Genomic DNA, 21,378 nt, shown 5'->3' with positions numbered 1-21,378 from the left:
CAATTTGAATAACAAGTCAACGAGCAATCTTCATATTAATGTATTACCAACTTCGAAATTTAAAACCACTACGATTACATTAAAATTTATGGCCCCTTTAAACCAAGATACGGTTACTGAACGCGCTATTTTAAGTAAATTATTAATGCGTGCAACTAAAAAATGGCCGTCAGATAAAGCCTTGAATCGTCGTTTATCAGAATTATATGGCGCTTATGTTAATAGTTTTGTGTCTAAATTTAAAGATAAACATGTTATTACGATTTCATTAGAATTAGTTAATGAAAAATACCTCAAAGATACTACTCCACTGTTTGAACAAGGCATAAAATTATTAACAGAAATTATCTGGAACCCCTTAATAACTAATCAACAATTTGATGAAGGATTTTTAGCACAAGAAAAATCTTTGCTGACAAAAAAATTAGCTGCTATAGAAGATAATAAGTCACAACTCGCTTTTCTAAATTTATTGAAAAACATGTTTGGCGATCAACCATACAGTCAATTAGCGAGTGGACAAGTAGAAAACATAGCTCACATATCAAGTGCAAGTTTATATGATACATATCAATCTATGATTACTAATGATTTCTGTGCAATTTATGTTGTTGGTAATGTAGATGAACGACAAGTTAAGAATTACATACAGCAATATTTCCAAATTCAACCATCTCACTTTGATACATTTGCAACAGTAGAACCAGTCGCTACAGAACACAAGCCGAATGTTATTATCGAATATGATGAAATCGATCAAGCCAAGTTAAATATGGGCTTCGAATTTCCGGTAACTTATGGTAGTGAGGCATATTTTGCATTAGTAGTCTTTAATATGATGTTCGGTGGTGACCCATCATCCGTATTATTTAATGAAGTAAGGGAACGACAAAGTTTAGCGTACTCTATTCATTCGCAACTCGATACAAAAAATGGCTATTTATTCGTTTTAAGTGGAGTTTCAGCTGATAAATATCAAGTTGCACAAGAGACCATCATTAAAGAATTTGAAAAGTTCAAATTTGGAGAATTTAGTGATGAAAAACTTGAGTTAGCGAAAAAAGTTTTTATTTCACAGCGCCATGAAGGTGAAGATCGACCAAAAAGTATTATTGAACGGATGAATAACAATCTGTTATTAACAACGGATATGACAGATCAATCGTATGTAGATGCTATTATGCAAGTGACACGAGAACAAATCATTGAGTTAGTGAATGCAGCGACGTTAAATACTATTTATATTTTAACAAAAGGAGGGGAAGCGTAATGCGCGAAAAATATTACCAACAAATCGATGAACGCGTTTTTGAAAGTACCCTTAATAATGGTTTGAAATTATTTGTCATACCAAAACAAGGATTTCAAAAGACCTTTGTTACATACACTACACAATTTGGTTCTTTAGATAATAAATTTAAACCGCACAATCAAGATGAATTTGTTACAGTGCCGGATGGTGTGGCACATTTTTTAGAACATAAATTATTTGAAAATGAAGAAGAAGACTTATTTACAGCGTTTGCTGAGGATAATGCTCAAGTTAATGCTTTTACAAGTTTTGATCGTACAAGTTATTTATTTAGTGCGACAGATAATATTGAGCGAAATATTAAACGTTTATTAACTATGGTAGAAACACCTTATTTCACTAAGGAGACTGTAGATAAAGAAAAAGGTATTATCGCTGAAGAAATAAAAATGTATCAAGAACAACCTGGATATAAATTAATGTTTAACACTTTACGTGCTATGTATGATTCACATCCGATAAAAGTTGACATTGCAGGTAGTGTTGAGAGTATTTACGATATTACTAAAGATGATTTATATTTATGTTATGAGACATTTTACCATCCATCAAACATGGTGCTATTTGTTGTAGGTGACGTTGAGCCTAATGCTATTGAACAAATCGTTACAGAACATGAAGATAAACGAGATAAAGAAGCGCAACCAGTTATTCAACGTGATCCTTTAGTTGAAAAAGCTTCTGTTAACGAAAAAGTCGTAACAGAAACTATGAAATTACAGTCACCTAGACTCATGTTAGGATTTAAAAATGATCCGTTAACTAATCTTCAACCAGAGCAATTTGTACGTAAAGATTTGGAAATGACTTTATTTTTTGAATTAGTATTTGGCGAAGAAACTGATTTTTATCAATCACTACTTACAGATGAATTAATAGATGATACTTTCGGCTATCAATTTGTACTTGAACCAACATATAGTTTTTCTATCATAACGAGCGCCACGCAACAACCTGATAAATTAAAAGATTTATTATTAACAGAATTGGAACAAAAAAAAGGTCAACTCGTGGATGAAGAAGCTTTTGAATTGTTGAAAAAACAATTTATTGGAGAATTTATTACAGGTCTAAATTCACCAGAGTACATCGCTAACCAGTATACTAAATTATATTTTGAGGGTGTCAGTCTCTTTGATTTATTGGATATTGTTGAAAATATAACATTAGAGAGTGTCAACAGTACTGTACAAACATGCTTGAATATAGAACAGATGGTTGATAGTCGTTTGGAGATGAAGTAAACTATGAAAGCTGTAGTAATTGGTGGCTCAGGTACGATTGGTAAAGCCATTGTGCAACGTTTATTAGATGATGGATATGAGGTAATTGTGCAGTATCATCGTGCAGAGGTATCGACCTTAATAACGCAATTCAAAGGTTATCCAGTACAATTTGTGCAATGTGATTTAACCGCAAGTCCACAATATGAAGAACTTTTCCAATCTATACAAAATATAGATTGTTTGATTTACGCTAGCGGTACAGCTCTTTATGGTCAACTTCAAGATACTAGTGATGAAGAGATTGATCGTTGCTATCGCATTCACGTCAGAGAATGTATCCGTGTTATTAGATATTTTGTAGATCAATTAAGAATGAGTGAACAAGGCAGAATTATTGTTATTTCATCTATCTGGGGAGAAACAGGAGCCAGTCTCGAAACAGTATATTCATCAATGAAAAGTGCACAGTTAGGATTTGTGAAAGCACTAAGTCAAGAATTAGCGATGACGTCAGTTACTGTTAATGCTATATCACCAGGCATTGTTAGTGGTAATATGTCTACAGTTTGGTCAGACGAAGAATTATCTGCTATTGTGAATGAACTACCACAACAGAGATTAATTGATCCACATGAAATTGCACATACTTGTGCCTACTTATGTCATCCAATGGCTAAAAGTGTGACAGGTACAGTTCAAAAAGTAAACGGAGCCTGGTACTTATAAGTACTTAATATTGATTTACAAATTATTATGTTTCAATGTTATAATGTTCATATAATTATACTTTTTAATAGATGCGTGTGCTATTACAGTTTTATTTACGGTTGTTGTAATGCATGAAAACTAAGGGGTGTTTAGTTATGGCAGTGCCAGTAAAAAAAGAATGGTATTTAGAATATGAAATTACAATGAATAGAGCAGGTTTATTAGGCGACGTTTCCAGTTTATTAGGTATGATGGGTATTAGCATTGTAACTATAAATGGTGTTGAACAAGCGCGTAGAGGTTTGCTTATTAAATCTGATAACTTAGAAAAAGTTAGTAGATTTGAGAACATTGTGACAGAAATAGACGATATCTCAATTACAAAATTACGACAACCTGAACTAAGAGATCGTTTAGCAGTTCGTCATGGCAGATACATAGAACAAGATGCAGACGATAAAAAAACGTTCCGCTTTGAACGTGAAGATTTAGGTTTATTAGTTGATTTTATGGCAGAGCTATTTAAGGAAGAAGGTCATAAACTAATCGGTATTCGCGGAATGCCACGTGTAGGGAAAACAGAATCTATTGTAGCCGGTAGTGTTTGTGCGCATAAACGTTGGTTATTTATTAGTTCCACGCTAATTAAACAAACGGTTAGAAGTTCACTCATCAAAGGTGAATATGATTCGGATCATGTTTATATTATTGATGGTGCCGTTACTGCGCGTGAATCAAGTGAAAAACATCAAGATTTAGTTAAAGAAGTTATGAGCTTACCAGCTATCAAAGTAGTAGAGCACCCAGATTTGTTTGTGGAGGCCAGTGAATATAATATGAGTGATTTTGACTATATTATTGAGTTAAGAGAAGATAAAGACCAAGAAATTCATTATGAAGAAATGAAAAAGAAAACCGTAAAAAGTAAAAATAATTTAGATTTTAATGAAAACGGATTTGGTGATGGTTTTGGTTTCTTTCAATAATACGTACTTTTACTGTCGAGGAGGACTACAACCATGAGCTCTATAGGACAAACTTTAAAAGGTCGACGTGAACGACTTGGTATGACGCTGTATGAATTAGAGTCAAAAACCCAAATTAAACAAGCAACGTTAAAGTTAATCGAAAATAATGATTTTGATGCATTATATAATTCTGCTTATGCTGAAGGTTTTATTGAAAAATATGCTAAAGCTGTGAATATTGATTCAACACAGCTAATAGCCGCGCATAAAGAAGAGATACCACAGCAAGATAACAATATTGATGTTACCATTAATGCATTTGCGCAAGAAGACAAGCCTACTTATAGAAGTAAAAATAAAGAACCGCTACAGTTAATTGTCGTTATTAGTGCTATCGTTATAATTACTGCATTAATATGGATTTCAGCGGTCATTGTGTTGTAAGAAGTATTGATTGTTAGATTTAAATAGAGAAATGAGGATTATACATGAATATACCGAATTGGATAACCGTTTTTAGAGTTATACTAATTCCGATTTTTTTAATTTTCGCATTAGCGGATTTTGGTTTCGGTTCAGTGTCTATAATAGGCGGATATAATATTAGAATAGAATTACTAATTGCTGGAATAATATTTATTGTTGCATCGTTGAGTGACTTTGTGGATGGTTATTTAGCTCGCAAGTGGCAATTAGTAACGAATATGGGGAAATTTTTAGACCCATTAGCAGACAAATTATTGGTGTCTGCAGCATTAGTTGCATTAGTACAAATTGATTTAACAAATTCAATAGTAGCTATAATTATCATTGCTCGTGAATTCGCAGTAACTGGATTACGTTTATTACAAATTGAACAAGGTTTTGTTAGCGCAGCAGGGCAACTAGGTAAAATAAAGACAGCTGTCACAATGGTAGCGTTAGTATGGATCTTATTAGGTGACCCATTAGCTAATTGGATTGGTTTTCCTTTAGGTCAAGTATTACTGTACATTGGAGTATTCTTTACTATATTATCAGGTATCGAATATTTTTATAAAGGACGAGACGTCTTTAAAGCAAAATAATAAGTTAAAGTTTGGAACTCAAGTAAGAAACTTGTATCCAAACTTTTTTTTAGATTTTTAGGAAACATTTGTTTTATAATAAAGTGTATTACATTCAAGTATTTGATAGTGTCATTTTCGACAAGGGGGAAGAACAGCAGTGCAAATTTCAATTATCGCAGTCGGATCAGAATTATTATTAGGACAAATCGCTAATACCAATGGTCAATATCTATCTAAATTGTTTAATGATATTGGTCATAGTGTAGTTGAGCATACGGTGGTTGGTGATAATGTAGAGCGTTTAACGCGTGTAGTAAAACATGCTTTAGACAATTATGATGCTGTCGTTTTGACTGGCGGTTTAGGTCCAACTAAAGATGATTTAACAAAACATACTGTAGCGCAGTTACTTAACCGTGAACTTGTAACTGATCAAAACGCAATGAACTATATTGAACAATTTTTTGCACAACATCAACAAGTAATGACCCCAAATAATAAACAACAAGCGCTAGTTATTGAAGGTTCAAAAGTGTTAGCTAATAAAGTAGGTATGGCGCCTGGAATGTTAGTAGATTACAATGATAAAAAAGTAGTGCTATTACCAGGTCCACCTAAAGAAATGCAACCTATGGCTAAGAATGAATTATTGCCGTATTTTCTAGATGGAGAAAAAAGTATTTATTCTGAATCGTTAAGGTTTGCGGGAATAGGTGAGTCAAGAGTGGAAACGGAGCTTATGGACTTAATAGATAATCAAAGCAATCCAACAATTGCCCCATTAGCTGGTTCGCATGAAGTCAATATCAGATTAACTGCCAATGCACATTCAAAAGCTGAATGTGTTGCCTTAATAGCACCTATCAAACAAGAAATATTAAACCGACTAGGTGATTATTACTATGGCTCTAATGAAATTACATTAGCAGAAGCATTTATGCAACAAATTACTCACTCATTTGCACTTTATGATGGCGTGACTGAAGGGCTTCTATATAGCCAAATGAGTGATTATAATTGTGATCAATTGTTGCAAGGGGTACTTATTCATGCACCACAATTTATCGACAGTACCAAGTCAATAACAGAGCAATTAACAGTTGCGACAACAATCGTTCAAAAACTATATAATACCCAAATAGGTGTAGCAGTATTGCGTCATCAAAATAAAGTTTATATAGGTATATTGAAAAATCAACAATTGCATATCGAGTCATTTAATGTAGCAACACAACAAGTTACACTAAAATCGCGTACACCGAACCAAGTATTAATACGGTTGTTAACTTATATTAAAAAACTTTAAAATAGCGTTATTAAGCACGCATGTTCGATATTTTTGAACATAACGAACATAATACGAACAAATATTCGCAAAATACTTGAAAAAACGATAAATAGATTGTATAGTGTGATTAAGATAATTAATTGAGATGAAACTCATTTAGGAGGTCCAACATTGGATAACGAACGTCAAAAAGCTTTAGATACAGTTATAAAAAATATGGAAAAATCATTTGGTAAAGGTTCAGTGATGAAATTAGGCGACAATAAAGCTCGCAGAGTATCAAGTGTTTCGAGTGGTTCTGTAACATTGGATAATGCCTTAGGAGTAGGTGGTTATCCTAAAGGAAGAATTATTGAAATCTATGGACCAGAAAGTTCAGGTAAAACGACTGTTGCATTACATGCTATAGCTGAAGTACAAAGAAATGGTGGAATTGCAGCATTTATCGATGCCGAACACGCACTTGACCCTGTTTATGCTGAAGCTTTAGGTGTCGATATTGATAATTTATATTTATCACAACCTGACCACGGAGAACAAGGTCTTGAAATCGCAGAGGCTTTTGTTAGAAGTGGTGCGGTAGATATCGTAGTAGTAGACTCAGTTGCAGCATTAACGCCAAAAGCTGAAATTGAAGGTGAAATGGGAGATACTCATGTAGGCTTACAAGCAAGATTAATGTCTCAAGCGTTACGTAAACTATCAGGGGCAATTTCTAAATCTAACACTACTGCAGTATTTATTAACCAAATCCGTGAAAAAGTAGGCGTTATGTTCGGTAATCCTGAAACAACACCTGGTGGACGTGCATTGAAATTCTACAGTTCAGTGCGTTTAGAAGTACGTCGTGCAGAGCAATTAAAACAAGGTCAAGACATTGTAGGTAATAGAACAAAAATTAAAGTTGTTAAAAATAAAGTGGCACCTCCTTTCAGAGTAGCAGAAGTTGATATTATGTACGGGAAAGGTATTTCTAAAGAAGGTGAACTTATCGATTTAGGTGTTGAAAATGATATCGTCGATAAGTCAGGCGCATGGTATTCATATAATGGAGAGCGTATGGGTCAAGGTAAGGAAAATGTAAAAACTTATCTAAAAGAAAACCCTGAAATTAAAAAGGATATTGATCAAAAATTACGTGAAAAATTAGGTATTTTTGATGGTGATATCGAAGAAACCGAAGAATCCGAAGAAGCAACACCGAATTTATTCGATGAAGAATAGTTGAAATTAAAATAAATAATTTTTTAAAGTAAGCTGTATAACTCAAAATATTGTTGTTATACAGCTTTTTTGGTAATCAATTAGAACTGCACACTTGAGCACTAGATAAAATTAAACAGAATATGATTTTTTATCCTAATTATTAATTAACAATGGAAAATTTAGACTGTTATCATTTGTAAAGTTTGTTATAATCTAAATATACATATTATTATGTATAAATTATTTTAATATAGTATTAAAATCTCTGTTAATTGAAATTATATAATTGTAGTTCGATATCTTGACACTTCTTAGTTTTAAAACGTACAATTGGACTGTATGATTGTTATATAATTCATTAAAATCATATTTATTTTGATATAAAGAGCAAATCCTAGAAAAAGGGGGGTGTTTATGTGAATTTATTAGACCTCCTACTCATTTTGCTAGGTATTATTCTGGGAGTTGTTGTAGGGTATTTTAGTGCCCGTAAATTGCTACATCAAAAGCAATTACAAGCAAGACAAACTGCCGAAGATATCATCGATCAGGCGAATAAAGAAGCTGAAAACCTAAAAAAGGAAAAACTGCTTGAAGCCAAAGAAGAAAATCAGTTGTTAAAAGAACAAAGTGAAAATGAACTTCGTGAACGACGAGGAGAACTTCAAAGGCAAGAAAGTCGCCTACTTCAAAAAGAAGAAAATTTAGAGCGTAAATCTGATTTGCTTGATAAAAAAGATGAAATTTTAGAGCAAAAAGAATCTAAACTTGAAGAAAGACAACAACAAGTAGATGCAAAAGAGAGTAGTGTTCAATCATTAATAAATAAACATGAACAAGAATTAGAACGCATCTCTGGTCTCACTCAAGAAGAAGCAGCTAATGAGCAACTTAAACGAGTTGAAGACGAATTGTCACAAGATATTGCAATACTTGTTAAGGAAAAAGAGAAAGAAGCCAAAGAAAAAGTCGATAAAAATGCAAAAGAGTTATTAGCAACAACGGTACAACGACTAGCTGCAGAACATACTTCAGAATCTACAGTATCGGTTGTTAATTTACCTAACGATGAAATGAAAGGACGGATCATTGGTAGAGAGGGTAGAAATATTAGAACACTCGAGACACTTACTGGTATTGATTTAATTATCGATGACACACCAGAAGCAGTTATACTATCAGGATTTGATCCAATCAGACGTGAAATTGCTAGAACAGCATTAGTCAATCTCGTTTCTGATGGTAGAATACACCCAGGACGCATTGAAGATATGGTGGATAAAGCTCGGAAAGAAGTAGATGATATTATACGTGATGCAGGTGAACAAGCGACATTTGAAATAAATGTACACAATATGCATCCAGATTTAGTTAAAATCTTAGGTCGTTTACAATACCGCACGAGTTATGGACAAAATGTGTTAAAACATTCAATTGAAGTGGCACATTTAAGTGGCATGCTTGCTGCTGAATTAGGAGAAGATATAACTTTAGCCAAAAGAGCTGGCTTGTTGCATGATGTTGGTAAAGCCATCGATCATGAAGTAGAAGGTAGCCACGTAGAAATTGGTGTTGAATTGGCTAAAAAATATAATGAAACTGAAACAGTGGTTAATGCTATTCATTCACACCATGGAGATGTTGAACCAACATCTATTATTTCTATTCTAGTAGCTGCTGCTGATGCATTATCTGCTGCAAGACCTGGTGCTCGTAAAGAAACTTTAGAAAACTATATTAGAAGATTAGAGCGCTTAGAGACGTTATCGGAAAGCTATGATGGCGTAGATAAAGCATTCGCAATTCAAGCTGGTAGAGAGATTCGAGTTATTGTTTCACCAGATGCTATAGACGACTTAAAATCACATCGCTTAGCAAGAGATATAAAGAGCCAAATTGAAGATGAACTTCAATATCCTGGTCATATAAAAGTGACAGTTGTTCGTGAGACTAGAGCAATTGAGTATGCAAAATAAAAACGGTTGCCTTTAAGGCGACCGTTTTTTATTAATATCAATATGCTTTCTAAATTGTACTAAAAAGTATATTGATACTAACTTAATTCCAGATCAGTAACTTTAACTTCTTGGATTACTTCTGCCGTATCGTAACAATTTGTAGAAAGATTAGCGTACCTTTCAGCTAAACGATATGCATTGATATATAATTCAAGACTGTCTTTTGCAATGTCTTCTGCATCCTCACTTTTCGATGGATTGGCTGAAACTACTAAATTTGCAAACTTTTCTGGATCAATGTTAATTGACATGTATAACTTACAACTCCTATATATTTGTTTTCAATACTCTACTTATATAAATACCACTTAGCCAAATTTTAAAACTAAATTTAACTATATCATTTTAATTATAATCCTTTTCAATATGTTTAATATACATTAAACTAACAATATGAGAGGATGAACTTGTAATGAGAATATTATTTATTGGAGATATAGTTGGCAAAATTGGACGTGAAGCCATAACAACATATTTACCAAAACTGAAACAAACATATAGACCGACTGTAACTATCGTAAATGGTGAAAATGCCGCACACGGTAAAGGTCTGACTGAAAAGATTTATAAACAATTGCTTCGTGAAGGTGTAGACTTTGTAACAATGGGAAACCATACTTATGGTCAACGTCAAATTTATGACTTTATAGAAGAAGCGAATAGAATGGTCCGACCAGCTAACTTTCCTGATGAAGCACCAGGTGTAGGTATGCGTTTTATTCAAATTAATGATATTAAATTAGCTATTATAAATTTACAAGGTCGTGCCTTTATGCAGGACATTGATGATCCATTTAAAAAAGCTGATGCCTTAATAAAAGAAGCTCAAGCAGTTACCGATTATATTTTTGTAGATTTTCATGCTGAAACAACATCAGAAAAAAATGCTATGGGTTGGTATTTAGATGGTCGAGTTAGTGCGGTAGTAGGTACACATACACACATACAAACTGCAGACGAAAGAATTTTACCTCAAGGTACGGGTTATATTACCGATGTCGGTATGACAGGGTATTATGATGGAATATTAGGTATAAATAGAGATGAAGTTATTACTCGTTTTATTACAAGTTTGCCACAACGTCACGTCTTGCCAGATGATGGTAGAAGCGTGTTATCAGGTGTAGTAATAGATATAGATAAAAATGGACGTACAAAGCACATAGAGCGTGTGTTAATCAACGACGATCATCCCTTTAACTAACTATCGTCCATTAGTATGAATTTAAATAACTACCATTCTATACATAGTAATAGAGTGGTTTCTTTTGGTATTATTAAATATGAACTATTTTTCCACTAGGAGGCAAGATGATATGAGATCACAAATATCATGGAAAGTGGGCGGTCAGCAAGGCGAAGGAATTGAATCAACAGGAGAAATTTTTGCCACTGCTATGAATCGTAAAGGATATTATCTCTACGGCTATCGTCATTTTTCAAGTCGTATTAAAGGCGGTCACACAAATAATAAAATTCGAGTATCAACAACACCAGTACATGCTATTAGCGATGATTTAGATTTACTCATTGCATTTGACCAAGAAACAATTGAAGTCAATCATCATGAAATGAGAGAAGATAGCATTATTATAGCTGACAGTAAAGCTAAACCAGAAAAACCAGAAGATTGTCGAGCGCAACTCATAGATTTACCATTTACTGCAACAGCGAAAGAACTTGGTACTGCATTAATGAAAAATATGGTAGCAATTGGTGCTACATGTTCAATTATGAATATTGATACTACTGTCATAGAAACTTTAATTACAAACATGTTTAGCAAAAAAGGCGATAAAGTAGTTGAAATGAATATTCAAGCATTGCAAGAAGGCTATCGCCTGATGCAAGAACAACAAAGTACATTAATTGGTGATTTTGAATTAACAGATACTGCGGAGCAACCGCATTTATATATGATTGGTAATGATGCGATTGGTTTAGGCGCTTTATCTGCAGGATCAAGATTTATGGCTGCTTATCCAATTACACCAGCATCAGAAATTATGGAGTATATGATTGCCAATTTACCAAAAGTTGGTGGAACTGTAGTACAAACAGAAGATGAAATTGCTGCAGCTAACATGGCAATTGGCTCCAATTATGCTGGAGTGCGTGCATTTACAGCAAGTGCCGGACCGGGATTATCATTGATGATGGAAGCTATTGGATTGTCAGGTATGACCGAAACACCATTTGTGGTTATTAATACACAACGTGGTGGTCCATCTACAGGATTGCCGACAAAGCAAGAACAATCAGACTTAATGCAAATGATTTATGGTACTCATGGAGATATACCAAAGATTGTTGTTGCGCCTACTGACGCTGAAGATGCTTTCTATTTAACTATTGAAGCATTTAACTTAGCTGAGGAATATCAATGTCCTGTTATTGTTTTAAGTGATTTACAATTATCATTAGGAAAACAAACAGTAAAACATTTAGATTATAATAAAATTGAAATTAAACGTGGCGCTTTATTACAGTCTGATATTGAACGCGATGAAGATGATAAACTCTACTTTAAACGCTATGCTTTAACAGAAAGTGGTATTTCACCTAGACCGATTCCTGGTTTGAAAGGTGGTATACATCATGTCACTGGAGTTGAGCATAACGAAGAAGGTAAAACGAGTGAAGCAGCTAATAACAGACAACAACAAATGGAAAAACGTATGCGTAAAACACAACATTTACTCATTAATAATCCAGTTGATATAGATGAACAACATGATGAAGCAGATATTTTATATATTGGATTTATATCAACTAAAGGGTCAATTGCTGAAGGTAAAGAACGTTTAGAACAGCAAGGTATAAAAGTAAATCATTTACAAATCAGACAATTACATCCTTTCCCAAATGAACTTGTGCAGCAAGCAGTAAATAAAGCATCAAAAGTAATAATTGCTGAGCACAACTATCAAGGACAGTTAGCAAATATTATTAAAATGAATGTGAATATAGGTAATAAATTGGTAAACCAGACTAAATATGACGGTACACCATTTTTACCTCATGAAATAGAAGAAAAAGGTTTAGCAGTGGCTAAAGAAATAAAGGAGCTGGTTTAAGTGGCAACATTTAAAGATTTTAGAAACAATGTGAAGCCCAATTGGTGTCCAGGATGTGGAGATTTCTCAGTGCAAGCTGCGATTCAAAAAGCAGCAGCAAATGTTGGTTTAGAACCTGAGGAAGTTGCAGTTATTACTGGTATTGGTTGTTCTGGACGTTTATCAGGCTATATCAATGCATACGGTGTACATGGCGTGCATGGTCGTTCATTACCATTAGCACAAGGCGTGAAAATGGCAAATAAAGATTTGACTGTAATTGCATCTGGCGGCGATGGTGATGGTTATGCTATCGGTATGGGTCATACAATACATGCATTACGTCGAAATATGAATATGACATATATAGTTATGGACAACCAGATTTATGGTTTGACTAAAGGACAAACATCGCCATCATCCGCTCCTGGTTTTATTACTAAATCTACACCTAAAGGTAATATTGAACAAAATGTAGCTCCTTTAGAGCTAGCTATCTCTTCTGGAGCGACGTTTCTAGCACAAGGATTTTCTAGTGATATTAAAGGTTTAACGAAGATGATAGAAGATGCAATTAACCACGATGGATTTTCTTTTGTCAATGTGTTTTCTCCATGTGTGACATATAATAAAGTTAATACGTATGACTGGTTTAAAGAAAATTTAACGAGCATAGAAGATATCGAAGATTATGATGCTACAGATAAGCAAAATGCAATGCGTAATATTTTAGCTTACGAATCTTTAGTTAAAGGAATCGTATATCAAGATAGTGAAACACCTTCTTATGAATCGCAAATTGACGAGCTAGGTGAGACGTCACTAGCTAAAAAAGATATTCACATTGATGAAACACAATTCAATGAATTAATTGAGCAATTTGTCTAAGAATAATAATTGATGAATTTTACTATTTAAAAATGCCCAAGTAAATTTGTGTATAATATCGCTACTAAAGATAAATGAATAGTGATGACATGAATTAAAATATTACTAATATAGGAACGACCTATGAAATCAACGCGATTAAATTGATTTTGTAGTTGCGTTCCTTCTTTTTAATGTGAAATAAATTTCGTATAATCAAATAAACATTACATATAAGGAGCACAAGTTATGGTAGATAAATATACATCAATGACTGAACTATTTCAGCAAACAAGTGCTCAAGAAGATTGGGAAATTGAGACTATAAATAGAGACAGTCACGTACTTGTAGCTGCTATACACGGTGGTGCAATTGAAAGAGGAACGAGCGAAATTGCACAATTGATTGCACAACTAGGTGGTTATGATTATTATAGTTTTAATGCTATACGCCCTAATAAAAACCATGAACTACACGTGACTGCGAATCATTTTGATGATCCACTATTACTATCTATGGTGAGAGAAAAGGAGCATGCTTTATCCATTCATGGGTGTATGGGTGACAAACCAGAAATATATATTGGCGGTAAAGATAGCACTTATATTGAGCGAATTAAATCTAAATTAACGGCTCAGGGTGTGGTTGTTAAAGATGCGCCATCGCCAATAGCGGGAAAGCATGCTGATAACTTTGTTAATCAAAGTAAACGCCAGCAAGGTATCCAATTGGAATTAACTGTTGCATTTAGAAAAGCATTGTTTAAGAATCGTCAGTTTAAAGAGCAAGATAGAGTGAATAAAGATAACTGGGCACCGTTTATGTATCAAATCGCACAGGCACTAGTTGAAGTTTATCAATATGAATAAAGCAATATATCGATTGTGTTAATTCGGTCTATTATTGCTAAGGGGGTATCTTTAATGGATACATTTCGCACAATGACTGAATTAGAAAATGCAACTACTAAAAATAAGGATTGGGACATCATAACACGTGATGTGAAATCAGCGGTGTTAATTGCAGCTATTCACGGTGGCGGTATCGAACCGGGAACTACAGAAGTATGTGATTTAATTGCAGAAAAAGGACATTATAGCTTTTATACTTTTAAAGGATTACGACGACAAAAAAATGTCGAATTACATGTCACCTCTCGCCATTACGATCAATCCACTATGCAAGTTATGGTATCGAAAGTGTATCAAGCAGTAGCAATTCATGGTTGTATAGGTGATGAATCAATTGTGTATATTGGTGGTAAAGACAAATCACTTATGACTTCAATTGAGCAGTTGTTAACTAAAGCTAACTTTAAAGTAGCTAAAGCGCCTGACCATCTATCGGGTAAACATGATGATAATATTATTAATTACACACAGCAAAATGCTGGAGTGCAATTAGAATTAACTACAGCATTAAGACAAAGTTTTTTTAAAGATTATAAGTTTAATAGAAAACATCGTGAAAGTAGAGATAATTGGAATCACCATATGTATGCATTTGCAGATGCTATCATCAAAGCTATTGAAACAAGTAATAAATAATATTAGTGTAAAATGAAATATTTATGTCAATATAGAACTGTAAGTAAGCATAGTACGGCTTGCTAAAATAAAGGAGTTTTGCGCTATTACTCAATCTGCTTATTTGGTACACTGGAGAAGAATATTACTGTTTTGAGAGGGGTTAATGATATGGATGATACGTTAATGAGTGTTCAAATTATACCAAAAACGCCAAATGGAGAAGATGTTATCCCATATGTTGATGAAGCAATAAAAGTCATAGACGATTCAGGACTTGATTATAGAGTTGGACCACTTGATACGACAGTGCAAGGGGATATGAATGAATGCTTAATATTATTGCAAAAACTGAATGATCGTATGGTAGAATTAGAAGTTCCTAGTATTATAAGTCAAGTGAAATTTTATCATGCACCAGAGGGCATTACGATTGAGACGTTAACAGGAAAATATGATGAAGTTTAAACAGCAAGTAAAGATAAGCATTTTACTTTAGTGAGTAATAGACAAATACGCGCAGTGTACTATTAATGTATAAATGAGTAGCTGATAATTCATTTTGCATAAGTGGACGACATTTAATATAATAAAAGAATGATTAAGGGCATGTATAAAGTGTATTGAGTTTTAACGTTAATGAAGTGCGCTAATTGTAACAAATGTGGGCGTAGACTACTTTTAGGCACAAGTCAATATGTGAAATTATAATTAACTATATTATAAACGATTTAGGTGTTATAACGGTGTTATAGCACCTAGTAATATTTCACTAAACAAACTCATAAACACTTTGGCTACAGAAAGGGTTTTTTAAGTGAATGAAGAGCAAAGAAAGCAATCATCTATAAACATTTTAGATGAGCGCGATAAGAAAGCAGAGAAAGAAACGAAAGATTATAGTAAATATTTTGAACATGTTTATCAGCCACCAAGTTTAAAAGAAGCTAAAAAACGTGGTAAGCAATCAGTACAATATAACGACGATTTTAAAATTGAAGAAAAATATAGAAATATGGGGTTAGGACGTACCTTTTTAATCAAAACATATGGTTGTCAGATGAATGCACACGATACAGAAGTTATGGCTGGAATTTTAAGTGCCTTAGGTTATCAAGCAACAGATGATATCAATACAGCTGATGTTATATTAATAAATACTTGTGCGATACGTGAAAATGCGGAAAATAAAGTATTTAGTGAAATAGGTAACCTTAAACATTTAAAACGAGAACGCCCAGATGCCTTAATAGGTGTATGTGGCTGTATGTCTCAAGAGGAATCTGTAGTAAATAAAATTTTAAAATCTTATCAAAATGTTGATATGATTTTTGGCACACATAATATTCATCGTTTACCTGCCATTTTAGAAGAGGCATATTTATCAAAAGCTATGGTTGTTGAAGTGTGGTCAAAAGAAGGCGATGTAGTAGAAAACTTGCCTAAAGTACGTGCAGGTAATATTAAAGCTTGGGTTAATATTATGTATGGATGTGATAAATTCTGTACTTACTGTATTGTACCTTTTACTCGTGGTAAAGAACGCAGTAGACGACCAGAAGATATAATTGAAGAAGTGAGAGGCTTAGCTAGAGAAGGCTATCAAGAAATCACATTATTAGGTCAAAATGTTAACTCTTATGGCAAAGATATCGAAGGAATTGACTATGGTCTTGGAGATTTATTAGAAGATATTTCTAAAATTGATATACCTCGTGTCCGATTTACGACTAGTCACCCATGGGATTTTACAGATCGCATGATTGATATTATTGCTAAAGGTGGAAATATTGTTCCACATATTCATTTACCAGTACAATCTGGTAATGATGCAGTATTGAAAATAATGGGACGTAAATATACACGCGAAAGCTATCTAGAATTAGTGAATAAAATTAAAACAGCGATTCCAGATATCGCTTTAACAACAGATATTATTGTAGGTTATCCGAATGAAACTGAAGCACAATTCGAAGAAACATTGTCGTTATATGATGAAGTTGAATTTGAACATGCTTATACGTATATATACTCTCAAAGAGATGGTACTCCGGCGGCTAAAATGAAAGATAATGTACCACAAGATGTGAAAAAAGCACGTTTACAAGCATTGAATAAAAAAGTGTCATATTACTCAGAACGTGCTATGAGTAAATACGAAGGTGAAATAGTTCAAGTATTATGCGAAGGTACAAGTAAAAGAGATGATACTGTTTTATCAGGTTATACTGATAAAAACAAATTAGTTAACTTTAAAGCACCCAAATCAATGATTGGTAAAATTGTAGATGTAAAAATTGACGAAGCGAAACAATACTCATTGAATGGTACGTTTGTACAACAAACTCAAAAAACAGTGGTGATGCCATAGTGTATAATAAAGAGCAAATATTAACCGAAACGGATTTCATTGTCCAACAAATTCAAGATTTAGACACAGTTAAAGACTATCAACAGGTGGAACGCCAAATTCATCAAAATGATCAAATCGAATCAAAAATGCAAGAATTAAAGAAAAACCAAAAGCAATCAGTGAATTTGCATAACTATGGTAAAATGAATGCATTAAAACAATCTGAAGATAAAATTAGTGACATTGAATCAATTATTAATACTATGCCGATAGTTGAAGAATTTCGTTCATTGCAATATGATGCTAATGATTTATTGCAAATGATGATTAGCACGATGGAAGATGAGTTGAACCAATTAAATGATTCAACTAACAACCAAAAGTAATAAGTAACATCATGGAAAGGGTGAACACAGTTGAATACAAAAAAATTAACTATTACAGCAATGTTGATTGCCATCAATGTTGTGCTAAGTAGTGTAATAATTATCCCGTTAGGGCCAGTGAAAGCTGCACCAATACAACATTTAATTAATGTATTATGTGCTGTTTTCGTTGGACCATGGTTTGGCCTAGCTCAGGCAGTTATTTCATCTACTTTACGTATGATTTTTGGTACAGGCAGTGTGTTTGCTTTTCCAGGTAGTATGATTGGTGTCTTATTAGCTAGTGTATTTTACATTTACCGTAAACATATCTTTATGTCAGCTATTGGTGAAGTAATAGGTACAGGAATTATCGGTAGTTTAATATGTATCCCACTTGCTTGGATTGTAGGTTTACAACATTTTGCTATTAAACCCTTAATGATTGCTTTTATTGTATCAAGTATGATTGGTGCCATAATTAGTTATATCATTTTAATGATGTTGAAGAAAAAAGGAATTTTACAACGATTTTTATAGAACATGAAACTAAACGGAGTTCATATACATATATTGGAATCACACTTTAAATTTAATGTATTGAAAGTGTAATCAATGTATGTCGTGTGACCTTCGTTTTTTTCATATTTTAGTAATTTAACTTAGGTGAACACGGTTTTGTTAAAATGGGCTTGCTTGTTTATTTATGTTAAAATTTAAGAGTTAAATATTAAAAGGTGTGGCTACAATTCCACTTAACATATAAAATACGTGATAAATGTAAACATAGAAGACTGAATAAAGGATTGTGAAAAAATAACATGGCTAATGAAACTCCAATGATGCAACAATATTTGAAAATTAAAGCGCAATATCAAGATTGTCTATTATTTTTTAGACTAGGTGATTTTTATGAAATGTTTTTTGAAGATGCAAAAGAAGCATCTCGTGTATTGGAAATTACATTAACTAAACGTGACGCCAAAAAAGAAAATCCGATACCTATGTGTGGTGTGCCTTATCATTCTGCCGATAGTTATATTGAAACATTAATTAATAATGGCTATAAAGTGGCGATTTGTGAACAAATGGAAGATGCTAAATTGACCAAAGGTATGGTAAAAAGAGAAGTTGTCAGAGTAGTGACTCCAGGTACAGTAATGGAGCACGGTGGTGTGGATGACACTCAAAATAATTATATACTAAGTTTTATTGAAGATGAAACGAATTTTGCACTTAGTTATTGTGATGTTTCAACAGGTGAACTAAAAGTTACACATTTTACAGATGAAGCGACATTAATCAATGAAATTACGACAGTTAATCCTAATGAAATAGTAGTTCATAAGCCAATAAGTGATAGTTTAAAAAGACAAATTAGCTTAACTACGGAAACAATTACAGTCGTAGATACAATTACTGATATGATGTATAACGTAAATCAATTGCAACATCACACTATGTATTATGCAACGCAGTTGTTACTAGACTACATCCATCATACACAAAAAAGAGACTTATCTCATATTGAGACAGTAGTAACTTATGAAGCTATTAACTTTATGAAAATGGATTTTTACGCGAAGCGAAATTTAGAATTAACTGAAAGTATTAGATTAAAATCTAAAAAAGGTACGTTACTCTGGCTTATGGATGAAACGAAAACACCTATGGGTGCGAGACGATTAAAGCAATGGATAGATAGACCGTTAATAAATCATCAACAAATAGAACAACGTTTAAACACTGTTGAACAGTTCTTAAGTCATTTTATCGAACGAGATACACTGCGTGGCTATTTAAACCAAGTGTACGATATCGAACGTTTAGTTGGACGTGTAAGCTATGGCAATGTCAATGCGAGAGATTTGATTCAATTGAAGCATTCGATTATGGAAATTCCGAATATAAAAACGTTATTGAACTCTTTTGATAATCAAATGAGTGAACAATTTCTCAAATTAGAACCATTAGATGATTTGTTACAGTTGTTAGAACAAAGTCTAGTAGATGAACCACCTATTTCAGTTAAAGATGGTGGGTTATTTAAACAAGGATTCAACTCACAATTAGATGAATATTTAGAAGCCTCTCAAAATGGTAAAACATGGTTAGCAGAGCTTCAAGCTAAAGAACGACAACGCACAGGAATTAAGTCACTGAAAATTAGTTATAATAAAGTGTTTGGCTATTACATTGAGATTACACGTGCTAATTTACAAGGCTTTGATCCTGAACAGTATGGATACAATAGAAAACAAACGCTTTCCAATGCAGAACGCTTTATCACTGATGAATTAAAAGAAAAAGAAGATATTATTTTAGGTGCGGAAGATAAAGCTGTTGACTTGGAATATGAATTATTTACGCAGATTCGTGAACATGTAAAATCTTACACTGCGCAACTGCAACAACAAGCTAAAATTATTTCAGAACTAGATTGTTTACAAAGCTTTGCAGAAATTGCACAAAAATACAATTATGTCCGTCCTACTTTTAGTGAAGATAAAACTTTGCAACTTAATGATTCTAGACATCCTGTCGTGGAACGTGTAATGGATTATAATGATTATGTACCTAATGATTGTACATTAGATCGAGATACATTTATTTATTTAATTACAGGCCCTAACATGTCAGGTAAATCTACGTATATGCGTCAAGTAGCAATAATTAGTATCATGGCTCAAATGGGAGCTTATGTGCCGTGTAGTAGTGCTGTGTTACCGATATTTGATCAAATTTTTACACGTATTGGTGCCGCAGATGATTTAGTATCCGGTAAGAGTACATTTATGGTGGAGATGTTAGAAGCACAAAAAGCGTTAGCAAATGCAACAGCAGATAGCTTAATTATTTTTGATGAAATAGGTCGAGGTACTTCCACATATGATGGTCTTGCATTAGCGCAATCTATGATAGAGTATGTGGCGCATACTTCTCATGCTAAAACATTATTTTCAACGCATTATCATGAATTAACTACATTAGATCAAACATTAAAATGTTTAAAAAATGTGCATGTAGCTGCAAATGAATATAATGGTGAATTAATCTTCTTGCACAAAGTAAAAGATGGTGCAGTTGATGATAGTTACGGCATACAAGTAGCACAATTAGCCCATTTACCTGAAGCGGTTATAGAACGTGCTCAAGTTATATTAAATGCTTTTGAACAACATGATACAGTAACAGGACCAACTATCGCTTACGATAATGCAGCAGCAACGACAACTGATGAAAATAATGTTACTGATGATAGTCATAACTCAGATCGAGATGATCAGTTTGAACAAGCTACTTTTGATTTATTTGATGTACCACAAACAGAAAGTGAAGTAGAAATAGCCATTAAACAGTTGAATTTATCTAATATGACACCTATTGATGCATTGGTTAAGTTGAATGAATTACAAAATCAATTGAAATAGAGGT

The 21,378-nt window shown here is 33.3% G+C and carries 20 protein-coding genes; 19 read left to right on the top strand and 1 reads right to left on the bottom strand.

Going from position 1 to position 21,378, the window contains the following annotated elements; all coding sequences use genetic code 11:
- Nucleotides 1-4: 4 nt before the first annotated feature.
- From yfmF to rny, 9 genes are all read left to right on the top strand, one after another.
- Entirely contained in the window at nucleotides 5-1,270 is a 1,266-nt protein-coding gene (gene yfmF / locus JVU85_RS02920) for an EF-P 5-aminopentanol modification-associated protein YfmF (protein WP_151508021.1), read from the top strand.
- On the top strand, nucleotides 1,270-2,556 hold the full coding sequence (gene yfmH, locus JVU85_RS02915; protein ID WP_021458845.1) for an EF-P 5-aminopentanol modification-associated protein YfmH: 1,287 nt from the start codon (nucleotides 1,270-1,272) through the stop codon (nucleotides 2,554-2,556). The genes yfmF and yfmH overlap by 1 nt, the downstream gene beginning before the upstream one ends.
- Before the next feature lie 3 nt (nucleotides 2,557-2,559).
- Nucleotides 2,560-3,264, top strand: a complete 705-nt coding sequence (ymfI, locus tag JVU85_RS02910; protein ID WP_002511006.1) for an elongation factor P 5-aminopentanone reductase — start codon at nucleotides 2,560-2,562, stop codon at nucleotides 3,262-3,264.
- A 137-nt stretch (nucleotides 3,265-3,401) separates the two neighbouring features.
- Nucleotides 3,402-4,232 carry a DUF3388 domain-containing protein gene (locus JVU85_RS02905; RefSeq protein WP_002511007.1) on the top strand — a complete coding sequence of 277 codons (831 nt, stop codon included), beginning with the start codon at nucleotides 3,402-3,404 and terminating at the stop codon, nucleotides 4,230-4,232.
- A 33-nt stretch (nucleotides 4,233-4,265) separates the two neighbouring features.
- Nucleotides 4,266-4,658 carry a helix-turn-helix domain-containing protein gene (locus JVU85_RS02900; RefSeq protein WP_002511008.1) on the top strand — a complete coding sequence of 131 codons (393 nt, stop codon included), beginning with the start codon at nucleotides 4,266-4,268 and terminating at the stop codon, nucleotides 4,656-4,658.
- Between the two features lie 44 nt (nucleotides 4,659-4,702).
- Complete coding sequence (gene pgsA, locus JVU85_RS02895; protein ID WP_002511009.1) at nucleotides 4,703-5,281, top strand: CDP-diacylglycerol--glycerol-3-phosphate 3-phosphatidyltransferase; 579 nt, start codon at nucleotides 4,703-4,705, stop codon at nucleotides 5,279-5,281.
- 139 nt (nucleotides 5,282-5,420) lie between these two features.
- Nucleotides 5,421-6,569, top strand: a complete 1,149-nt coding sequence (locus JVU85_RS02890; protein ID WP_002511010.1) for a CinA family nicotinamide mononucleotide deamidase-related protein — start codon at nucleotides 5,421-5,423, stop codon at nucleotides 6,567-6,569.
- Between the two features lie 153 nt (nucleotides 6,570-6,722).
- Entirely contained in the window at nucleotides 6,723-7,775 is a 1,053-nt protein-coding gene (gene recA, locus JVU85_RS02885; protein WP_002511011.1) for a recombinase RecA, read from the top strand.
- Between the two features lie 398 nt (nucleotides 7,776-8,173).
- Nucleotides 8,174-9,733, top strand: coding sequence for a ribonuclease Y (rny, locus tag JVU85_RS02880; protein WP_002511012.1), 1,560 nt, complete (start codon nucleotides 8,174-8,176; stop codon nucleotides 9,731-9,733).
- 77 nt (nucleotides 9,734-9,810) lie between these two features.
- Here the strand turns inward: rny and JVU85_RS02875 are convergent, their stop codons facing one another.
- The gene (locus JVU85_RS02875; RefSeq protein ID WP_002511013.1) at nucleotides 9,811-10,026 is read right to left on the bottom strand and encodes a hypothetical protein; all 216 of its coding nucleotides are present in this window, start codon (nucleotides 10,024-10,026) and stop codon (nucleotides 9,811-9,813) included.
- A 161-nt stretch (nucleotides 10,027-10,187) separates the two neighbouring features.
- On the opposite strand from JVU85_RS02875, the gene JVU85_RS02870 reads away from it, so the two are divergent.
- The 10 genes from JVU85_RS02870 (at nucleotide 10,188) to mutS (ending at nucleotide 21,374) form a co-directional block, all read left to right on the top strand.
- The gene (locus JVU85_RS02870; protein WP_002511014.1) at nucleotides 10,188-10,979 is read left to right on the top strand and encodes a TIGR00282 family metallophosphoesterase; all 792 of its coding nucleotides are present in this window, start codon (nucleotides 10,188-10,190) and stop codon (nucleotides 10,977-10,979) included.
- A 112-nt stretch (nucleotides 10,980-11,091) separates the two neighbouring features.
- Nucleotides 11,092-12,852 (top strand): 2-oxoacid:acceptor oxidoreductase subunit alpha, encoded by a 1,761-nt coding sequence (locus JVU85_RS02865; RefSeq protein ID WP_021458844.1) that lies wholly within the window; start codon nucleotides 11,092-11,094, stop codon nucleotides 12,850-12,852.
- Nucleotides 12,853-13,719, top strand: coding sequence for a thiamine pyrophosphate-dependent enzyme (locus JVU85_RS02860; protein ID WP_204172072.1), 867 nt, complete (start codon nucleotides 12,853-12,855; stop codon nucleotides 13,717-13,719).
- A 228-nt stretch (nucleotides 13,720-13,947) separates the two neighbouring features.
- Nucleotides 13,948-14,568, top strand: coding sequence for a poly-gamma-glutamate hydrolase family protein (locus JVU85_RS02855; RefSeq protein ID WP_002511016.1), 621 nt, complete (start codon nucleotides 13,948-13,950; stop codon nucleotides 14,566-14,568).
- A 54-nt stretch (nucleotides 14,569-14,622) separates the two neighbouring features.
- Nucleotides 14,623-15,246, top strand: coding sequence for a poly-gamma-glutamate hydrolase family protein (locus tag JVU85_RS02850; RefSeq protein ID WP_021458843.1), 624 nt, complete (start codon nucleotides 14,623-14,625; stop codon nucleotides 15,244-15,246).
- 150 nt (nucleotides 15,247-15,396) lie between these two features.
- A complete protein-coding gene (locus JVU85_RS02845) occupies nucleotides 15,397-15,693 on the top strand; it encodes a thiamine-binding protein (protein ID WP_002511018.1) in 297 nt (98 codons plus the stop codon).
- A 349-nt stretch (nucleotides 15,694-16,042) separates the two neighbouring features.
- Nucleotides 16,043-17,596, top strand: coding sequence for a tRNA (N6-isopentenyl adenosine(37)-C2)-methylthiotransferase MiaB (gene miaB / locus JVU85_RS02840; RefSeq protein WP_021458842.1), 1,554 nt, complete (start codon nucleotides 16,043-16,045; stop codon nucleotides 17,594-17,596).
- Complete coding sequence (locus tag JVU85_RS02835) at nucleotides 17,596-17,964, top strand: YlbF family regulator (RefSeq protein ID WP_021458841.1); 369 nt, start codon at nucleotides 17,596-17,598, stop codon at nucleotides 17,962-17,964. Before miaB ends, JVU85_RS02835 begins: the two co-directional genes overlap by 1 nt.
- Nucleotides 17,965-17,994: 30 nt before the next feature.
- Complete coding sequence (gene thiW, locus JVU85_RS02830; protein ID WP_002511022.1) at nucleotides 17,995-18,483, top strand: energy coupling factor transporter S component ThiW; 489 nt, start codon at nucleotides 17,995-17,997, stop codon at nucleotides 18,481-18,483.
- 281 nt (nucleotides 18,484-18,764) lie between these two features.
- Nucleotides 18,765-21,374: a DNA mismatch repair protein MutS gene (mutS, locus tag JVU85_RS02825; RefSeq protein ID WP_021458840.1), complete on the top strand. Its 2,610-nt coding sequence runs from the start codon at nucleotides 18,765-18,767 to the stop codon at nucleotides 21,372-21,374.
- The last annotated feature ends 4 nt before the right edge of the window (nucleotides 21,375-21,378 follow it).

It is taken from the genome of Staphylococcus sp. GDY8P72P (assembly GCF_016890655.1).
GTDB lineage: Bacteria > Bacillota > Bacilli > Staphylococcales > Staphylococcaceae > Staphylococcus > Staphylococcus arlettae.
The sequence above is the reverse complement of the archived record's forward strand: the minus strand, read 5'-3'. Positions and strand labels throughout refer to the sequence as shown.